This window comes from Pedococcus sp. NPDC057267 (genome assembly GCF_042668795.1).
GTDB lineage: Bacteria > Actinomycetota > Actinomycetes > Actinomycetales > Dermatophilaceae > Pedococcus.
In genome coordinates, this window is record NZ_JBHUYG010000028.1 from 34,357 (window position 1) to 42,290 (window position 7,934).

Annotated in this window: 6 protein-coding genes; 4 read left to right on the forward strand and 2 right to left on the reverse strand. The window is 73.0% G+C overall.

The features are described from left to right. Positions 1-30 precede the first annotated feature (30 nt). A complete protein-coding gene (locus ACFUC1_RS08430; RefSeq protein WP_379118583.1) occupies positions 31-1,551 on the reverse strand; it encodes a S8 family serine peptidase in 1,521 nt (506 codons plus the stop codon). Positions 1,552-1,783: 232 nt separating this feature from the next. Between ACFUC1_RS08430 and ACFUC1_RS08435 the strand changes: the two genes are divergently transcribed. Together ACFUC1_RS08435 and ACFUC1_RS08440 are read left to right on the forward strand one after the other, a co-directional pair. Next, positions 1,784-3,484, forward strand: a complete 1,701-nt coding sequence (locus tag ACFUC1_RS08435) for a DNA polymerase (protein WP_379118585.1) — start codon at positions 1,784-1,786, stop codon at positions 3,482-3,484. Positions 3,485-3,579: 95 nt separating this feature from the next. After that, the gene (locus ACFUC1_RS08440; protein ID WP_379118588.1) at positions 3,580-4,377 is read left to right on the forward strand and encodes a DUF1206 domain-containing protein; all 798 of its coding nucleotides are present in this window, start codon (positions 3,580-3,582) and stop codon (positions 4,375-4,377) included. Positions 4,378-4,437: 60 nt separating this feature from the next. Here the strand turns inward: ACFUC1_RS08440 and ACFUC1_RS08445 are convergent, their stop codons facing one another. Beyond that, on the reverse strand, positions 4,438-5,367 hold the full coding sequence (locus ACFUC1_RS08445; RefSeq protein WP_379118590.1) for a PAC2 family protein: 930 nt from the start codon (positions 5,365-5,367) through the stop codon (positions 4,438-4,440). A 275-nt stretch (positions 5,368-5,642) separates the two neighbouring features. Here ACFUC1_RS08445 and ACFUC1_RS08450 point away from each other — a divergent pair, with 275 nt between their 5' ends. Beyond that, complete coding sequence (locus ACFUC1_RS08450; protein WP_379118592.1) at positions 5,643-6,269, forward strand: TetR/AcrR family transcriptional regulator; 627 nt, start codon at positions 5,643-5,645, stop codon at positions 6,267-6,269. 40 nt (positions 6,270-6,309) lie between these two features. Continuing rightward, on the forward strand, positions 6,310-7,863 hold the full coding sequence (locus ACFUC1_RS08455; RefSeq protein ID WP_379118594.1) for an MFS transporter: 1,554 nt from the start codon (positions 6,310-6,312) through the stop codon (positions 7,861-7,863). The last annotated feature ends 71 nt before the right edge of the window (positions 7,864-7,934 follow it).

Consider the following 7,934-nt stretch of genomic DNA (forward strand, 5'->3'; position numbering starts at 1 on the left):
CGGGATGAGCGCCGTCCGTGGCTCAGCGGGTCACTGCACCGCGTCGAGGGCGTCGACGATGCCCTCCCCGTAGTAGCTGTTGTCCGCAGTGCCCCCGACGCACGCCGGGGTCGGCGTGACACTGGTCTCGGGGGCGGAGCACGGCCGGTCGTCGGCCTGGGCGCGCAGCTTGGCGACCATCTGCTCCGGCGTCCACGTCGGGTGCGCCGACTTCATGAGCGCGAGCACACCGGCGACGTGCGGTGAGGCCATCGAGGTGCCGCTCTTGGTGCCGTAGCCGTTGTCCTTCACGACCGTGGACAGGATCGTCCGTCCCGGCGCGGCGACGTCGATGACGCCGAGCCCGCGGTTGCTGAACGACGCCAGCTGCTCGGCCCGGTTGGTCGCCGAGACGGTGACGACACCGGGCAGCTCGGTCGGGATGTCCTTGCAGCCGTTGTTGATCACGCGGGTCATCGGCGTGGTGTCGTTCGGGCTGGCCGTGTCCTCGGTCTTGTTGGCGAGGTCCTTGGCCGAGTTGCCGGCAGCTGCCGCGTGGACGACGCCCTGCTCGGTCGACCAGCGGACGGCGCGGCCGACGGCCTCGAGGACGGCCGCCTGGTCGGGCTGGTCACCGCACCAGAACTCCATCGGGTCGACGTAGTAGCTGTTGTTGGTGACGTCCATCTTGTGCATGCCCGCCCAGACGAAGCCGCAGATCGCGTACTCGGGGTAGATGAACCCGTCGTCGTTGACGACCTTCACCGCGGCCATCCGCACGTTCGGGGCGACGCCCACGATGCCGGTGCCGTTGCGGGCGGCGCCGATGGTGCCGGCCACGTGGGTGCCGTGGTCGGAGGTCGTCGGGTACCACGAGCCGGGGGCCTGGCTCGGGCGTCCGGCGCCGACGCAGCTCACCGAGTCGGCGACGTCGATGTTCGGCGCCAGGTCGGGGTGGTCGGGGTCGATGCCGCTGTCGAGCACGCCGACGAGGACGTTGCGGTCGCCGTCGGTGATTGTGTGGGCCTGGTCGGCCTTGATCTGCACCATGTCCCACTGCTCGGCCTCGCGCGGGTCGGCGACGGGCGCTGCGGGGGTCGTCATGGCGTCGGAGAGGTCACCGTTCGCCGGCTTGGCGTGGGCCTGCTTATATGCCGACGCACCACGGCCCCACGAGGCGGACAGGTCGGTCGGGGTGCCCTCGCTCACCTCGGCGGTGCGGCTCGCGCCGACCGACTCCAGCGCGTTGCCGCCGAGCCGCCTGACGTCGGTACGGAACGCCGCGCGGTCGGAGTGCGCGACGACGACGCCGATCTGCGGCCATGACTGGACGACGACGCCGCCGGCGTCGCGGACGGCCTGTTCGACGAGCCGGGTCTGGCCCGGGTTGGCCACCCTGGTGTTGAGCACGTAGCTCATGAGGTAGCCGTCGACGAACGCCGTGGGGACCGGCGTGGAGTCGGCCGTGGCCGACTCGGTCGACGCGCTCGCCGCCCCTGCGGTGAGCAGTGAACCGGCGAGCAGGGCACTCGATGCGGCGAGCGCCAGGCCACGTCTGCGGATGTGGGACATGTGTTCCTCCTGGTTGGGGTTCCCGTGCGGGGGTCACCTGACCGTCGGCCGAGTGGACCGACCGGTCCGTCCACCCTGTCCGATTTCGTGGCCGTTGTGGGGCTTCGCGGACGACGACTTCCGGTTGCCGCCGGTGGAGTGGCCCCTCGTGGGTGGCCGCGGCCCGACGGGTGCCCGGCGACGACGGTGCCGGGACCCTGCCGTTGGTGGGGGGTGACAGGATGACGCCGTCATGCCCGTGCAGCCCGTCGCCTTCGTCACCTCCCCGGGAGGACGGGCGGCCGTCGTCGGTGGCGGCGTCCGGGTGGTGGCGCCGGCCGAGGAGGCCGTTGCCGTGGCTGCCGAGCTCGAGCGCGGCGCTGCGGAACGGCCCGTCCGGTTCGTCTGGTGGGCCGCCGCGACCGACGCCCACCTCCTGGTGGCTCACGGCATACCGGTGTCACGGTGCTGGGACGTCGCGGAGGCGCACCGCCTGCTGCGCGGCGGCTGGGAGGCGACGCCGCAGCAGGCGTGGGCGGTGGCGCACGGCCTCGACCCCGCCGGCGTGCCGGAGGCCCGGCGCGGCGACCTCTTCGACTTCGACGCAGCGGACGACGGGCCTGCCCCGGGCTCGGTGGTACGTCCCGACGGGCACCTCGCGGCCGAGGCGGGGACCGCCCAGTGGGCACCTGACGACGAGGCGCTCGTGGCGTGGGCGCTGGCCGCGCTGGAGTGCGCCCGTCTGCAGCAGGAGCGGCTGGCCGAGGTCGGCGACCGGGCCGTGGGGGCCGCCCACTCCGAGTCGGCCGCCGCCCTCCTGTGCGTCGAGCTGGCCCGCGACGGACTCCCCCTCGACCGCGCCACCGCGGAGTCGCTCATCGCGGCGGCAGCGGGACCACGCCCGGCGGACGAGGACGAGGCGCGCCGCACCCGGGCACGCAGGGATGCCGCGGTCCTGCGCCACGTGCCCGGCCGGGAGTCCACCGACCTGCGCAACCCGGCGCAGGTCAAGGAGCTGCTCGCCGCGGTCGGCGTGGACGTGCCCAACACGCGCAAGGGGGTGCTGGAGCCCTACCGCGGCACGCACGCGGTCGTCGAGGCCCTGCTCGAGTGGCGCAAGGCGGAGCGCATCGCGACGACCTACGGCTACGGCTGGCTCGACGCGCACGTCGGCCCCGACGACCGGTTGAGGGGCACCTGGACGGCCTGCGACGGCGCGGCCGGACGGATGACCGCCCAGAACGGGCTGCACAACCTGCCCACCGAGCTGCGTCCCGCGGTCGCCGCCCACCCGGGCCACGTGCTCGTGCGCGCCGACCTGGGGCAGATCGAGCCGCGCGTGCTGGCCGTGGTGTCCGGCGACCGGGCCTTCGCCGACGCGACCCGCGCCGACGACCTGTACGCGCCCGTGGCGAGCCGGCTGGGCGTCGAGCGCTCCGTTGCCAAGGTCGCCGTCCTGGCCGCGATGTACGGGCAGCGCAGCGGCGCGGCCGGCGAGGCACTCAAGGGTCTCGAGCGCGCCTACCCCGTCGCCATGTCCTTCCTCGACGAGGCGTATGCCGCGGGCGTGCGGCGCCGGCCCCTGCGCACGTTCGGGGGGCGCCTGCTCCGCCTGGACGAGGTGCTCGTCGGCGCACCGCCGCAGGACGCCGCGGGCTGGGACGCGGCGCGGGGCCGGTTCGCCCGCAACGCGGTCATCCAGGGCTCGGCGGCCGAGCTGTTCAAGGCGTGGGCGGCCACGGTCCGCGCGACCACGCGCGACCTCGGTGCCCGGATCGTCCTGTGCCTGCACGACGAGCTCCTCGTGCACGTCCCCGAGGAGCACGCGGCGGAGGCGGTGGCCCGGGTGGAGAGGGCGCTCACCGACAGCGCCCGACGGTGGGCACAACCGAGCGCGGTCCGGTTCGTCGCCGACACCTCGGTCGTGCGCCGCTGGTCCGAGGCCAAGGGCTGAGCTCGGGCCACGGCCCGGGGCCCGGAGCCCGCAGGAGTCGGGGCAAATGCCGCTTGCGCGCTGCCGGTGCGCCCCGTTGGTGGTTGGGTGTGGGCATGGACGGACACGACGTCAAACAGGTCGCCCGCGAGGCGTCCGACCACCCGGCGCTCGAAGGGGCCGCGCGGGTGGGGTACGCCACGAGCGGGGTGCTGCACCTGCTCATCGGCTGGATCACGCTGCAGATCGCGTTCGGCAAGAACGCCCACGCCGACCAGAGCGGCGCCCTGGGCTCGCTGGCGCACAACACGCTCGGTGAGGTGCTCCTGTGGCTCGGCGTCGTGGGCTTCCTCGGCCTCGGCGTCTGGCAGGTGGCCGACGCGGTCGTGGGGCACCCCGGCGACGACAGGGACGCCTGGGGCGGGCGCGCCAAGGCCGTGGCCAAGGCGGTCGTCTACCTGGCCCTGGCGTGGTCGACCCTCACGTTCGCCCGGGGCGGTGCGAGCAACAGCCGCAAGCAGAGCGTCGACTTCACGTCCTCGCTCATGTCCAAGCCCGGGGGCCGCACCCTCGTCGTCGTCGTCGGCCTGGTGGTCATCGGGGTCGGCGCCTACCACGTGTACAAGGGCTGGGCGAAGAAGTTCCTCAGGGACCTCGAGGACCACCCCGGCACGTGGGCCAGCCGCGCGGGACGGGTGGGCTACATCGCCAAGGGCGTGGCACTGGCGATCGTCGGCCTCCTCTTCTGCGCCGCGGGCGTGCACCACGACGCGACGGAGGCCAGCGGGTTGGACGGCGCGCTGAAGTCCCTGCGCGGACAGCCGTTCGGCACGCTGCTGCTCGTCGTCATGGCACTGGGGTTCGCCGCGTTCGGGCTGTACAGCTTCGCGCGCGCCAAGCACGCCAAGGTCTGACCCACCCCGACACGACGAGGCCCCCGGCACGGTGCCGGGGGCCTCGTCGTGGACGCGGGGTCAGGCCCGGGGGCCGTCGCTGCCGGGGTCGTCGATCTCCCGCAGGAACTGCTCGAACTCGGCCCCGATCTCGTCGGCCGAGGGCAGGTCGCTGACGTCGGTGGCCAGGAGGCTCGGCTTCTGGCGCCCCTCGAGGAACGTGTCGTACTGACGCTCGAGAGCCGCGATGACCTGGGCCACCTCCTCGGAACCCTCGACCTCGCGCGCGATCTCGGCCCGGTTGAGGCCCGCCTGCGCGACCAGGTCGTCGATGGGCAGGTTGAGGCCGGTCGCGGCGAGGATCGCGTTGAGGGCGGTCACCGCCCCGTCGGCGAACTCGGCCTGGGCGAGGTAGTGCGGCACGTGGACGGCGAAGCCGATCGCGTCGTGGCCCGACTCCCCCAGCCGCAGCTCGACGAGCGACGCCAGGCTGCCCGGGACCTGGACGCGACCGAACGGGTTCTCCTGCAACGGGATCAGCCGCGGGTCGGTGGCGTGCGACGTCATGCCGATCGGCCGCGTGTGCGGCACCGCCATGGGGATGCCGTGCGCCGTCACCACGAGGTCGACGCCGAGGGCGACGACGAGCTGGCGGATGGCCTCGGCCATGCGCTCCCACTGGAAGTCCGGCTCGGGACCGGTGAGGAGCAGGTACGGGGTGCCGTCGCGGTCGGTGAGCCGGTGCAGCGCGAGGCAGGGGTCCTCGTAGCTGACCCAGCGGTTGGTGTCGAACACCATCGTGGGGCGGCGGCTGCGGTAGTCGAGCAGCTGGTCGGCGTCGAAGGACGCCACCACGGTCGACTCGCCGGTCGACAGCAGGTGCTCGGTCAGCAGCTTCTGGGTGTGGCCGGCATCCATGAAGCCGCCCAGCGCGAGCACCAGGACGGACGCCCGCAGGTCCTGCGGGTCGGTGTCGGTCTCGAAGTGGTAGAGCTCGGACGGGTTCTGCACGGCGATCTCCAACGGTGAGGTCTGCGGACGTTCGACAGTGCCAACGCCGCAACCCGGCGAGGGATTCCGCGGCACTCCCGGCCGCGTCGCCTGCCACCCCGGGCGCGTCGCCTGCTACCCGGGCGGCTCGCCGGCCACCCCCGGCCGCGTCGCTACGGACGTGCCAGACCCGGGACGACGAATACCGGTTGCGGGAATGGATCGGCGCCATCTACCGTTTCGATGAAACGAAACAGTTTCGTTCCATCCATGCCCGACCGATCCGAGGACGCCTGATGACCCCCGCCCGCAGCACCGCCACCGTCGAGGAGTCGCGGCCGCGACCCCGCGTCGAGGGGGAGCGCGAGCGCGAGATCCTCGAGGCGGCCCTCGAGACCCTGGTCGAGCACGGTTACGACCGGTTCAGCTTCGACCTCGTCGCGGCGGCGGCCAAGGCCTCCAAGGCCACGCTCTACCGCCGGTGGCCCAGCAAGGTCGACCTCGTCGTCGACGCCCTCCAGCTCATGATGGGCGTCGAGGCCGACCGCTTCCCCGACACCGGCTCGCTCCGCGGCGACCTCGTCGCCCAGGCGTGCGCCAAGGGCGGGCTCGGCGAGGACCGGCCGATCCAGGTGTTCAGCCAGCTGGTCACGGCCATGCACCGCGACCCCGAGCTCGGCGAGGCGGTCCTCACCCGGCTCATCGGGCCCAAGCTGGCCGGCACCCGCCGCATCTTCGAGGCGGCGCAACAACGGGGCGAGGTGGGCCCGGAGGCCGACCTCGACCTCCTCGCCCGGCTGCTGCCGGCGATCAGCATCCACGAGGCGATGCTGACCGGCTCACACCCGAGCCGCGAGCGCCTCACGTTCCTGGTGGACAGCGTCGTCCTCCCCGCCTGCGCAGCGACGCTGCCGCGCACCTGATCTCCCCATCCACCGCTCCACCCCACACCAAGGACAACCCATGTCATCTCCTGCTGTCGTCGAGCCCGTCTCGGCCTCCGGGCCCGGGGAGGCCGAGGTCGGCCGCACCCGGCACCTCGGCATCGCCCTCACCGTCATCAGCGCCGCCCAGCTCATGGTCGTGCTCGACGGCACCATCGTGAACATCGCGATGCCGCACATCATGACCGACCTGGGGTTCACCCAGGACAACCTGTCGTGGGTCGTCACGGCATACACCCTCGCCTTCGGCGGGCTCCTGCTCCTCGGCGGGCGCCTCGGTGACCTCTTCGGGCGCCGCACGGTCTTCATGACCGGCGTGCTGCTCTTCGCCGGCGCCTCGCTGCTCGGCGGCCTGGCGCAGACCGAGGGGATGCTGCTCGGCGCCCGCGCCCTCCAGGGTGTCGGTGCCGCGCTGGCCTCCCCCACCGCCCTGGCGCTCATCACCACGACCTTCCCGGCCGGGCCTGCCCGCAACCGCGCCATGGGTGTGTACGCCGCGATGTCCGGCGCCGGTGCGGCCGTCGGCCTCATCCTCGGCGGCGCGCTGACCGAGATCGACTGGCGCTGGACGATGTTCATCAACGTCCCGATCGGCCTGGCGGTCGCCCTGCTGGCGCCGCGCTTCCTGCCCGAGTCGGTCCGCGCCGAGGGCCGGGTCGACGTCCCTGGCGCCATCCTCGGCACCGGCGGCCTCGTCTCGCTCGTCTACGGCCTCACGCACGCGGCATCCGACTCGTGGTCGTCCGCGACGACCATCACCACGCTCGCGCTCGGCGTCGTCCTGCTCGTCGCGTTCGTCGCCGTCGAGGCCCGCTCGAGCCACGCCCTGATGCCGATCCGGATCCTCGCCGACCGCACCCGCGGCACGTCCTTCGTCGTCATGCTCGTCGTCGGTGCCGCGATGTTCGCGATGTTCTACTTCCTCGGCCTGTACATCCAGCAGGTGCTGGGCTACTCGCCGCTGAAGTCCGGCTTCGCGTTCCTGCCCTTCTCGGCCGGCATCGTCGTCGCGGCGCAGGTCGCCTCGACCCTGATGACCCGCGTGGACCCGCGCTGGATCTCCGGCTTCGGTGCGCTGCTGGCGTCGGTGGGCATGTTCGGCTTCTCGCGGCTCGGCGTCGACAGCTCGTATGCCGGCGGCCTCCTGCCGTGGATCGTCACCCTCTCGGTCGGCATGGGCCTCACCTTCGTGCCGATGACGCTCACCGCCACCGCCGGCGTGGCCAAGGAGGACTCCGGCGTGGCGTCGGCCGTCCTCAACACGATGCAGCAGGTCGGCGGCTCGCTCGGCCTGGCGACCCTCAGCACCGTCTTCGCCAACGCCGCGAAGGACCGCGGCGCCGAGCTCGGTGCCGCCCTGCAGGCCAGGGCGCAGTCCGGCGCGCTGAGCCCGGAGCAGCTCCAGGCCGCGCAGCACCACGTGGCGCTGCAGGCGCAGACCTACGGCTCCGGCCACGCCTACCTCGTGGGCGCCGGCATGATCCTCGTCGGTGCGCTGGTGACGTTCCTGTTCCTCAACGTCAAGCACGAGGTGCTGTCGTCCGAGGGCCACGAGAACGTGCACCTCGCCTGACCGACCTCCCCGTCGGCGACCTCCGTCGGCGGGCCCACCGATCCGACATTGGGGGCCGCAGCGCTCGGGTT

Coding starts and splice junctions, on each gene's coding strand:
- ACFUC1_RS08440 (WP_379118588.1), top strand. CDS start 3,580: ATGGACGGACACGACGTCAAACAGGTCGCCCGCGAGGCGTCCGACCAC.
- ACFUC1_RS08450 (WP_379118592.1), top strand. CDS start 5,643: ATGACCCCCGCCCGCAGCACCGCCACCGTCGAGGAGTCGCGGCCGCGA.
- ACFUC1_RS08455 (WP_379118594.1), top strand. CDS start 6,310: ATGTCATCTCCTGCTGTCGTCGAGCCCGTCTCGGCCTCCGGGCCCGGG.
- ACFUC1_RS08435 (WP_379118585.1), top strand. CDS start 1,784: ATGCCCGTGCAGCCCGTCGCCTTCGTCACCTCCCCGGGAGGACGGGCG.
- ACFUC1_RS08430 (WP_379118583.1), bottom strand. CDS start 1,551: ATGTCCCACATCCGCAGACGTGGCCTGGCGCTCGCCGCATCGAGTGCC.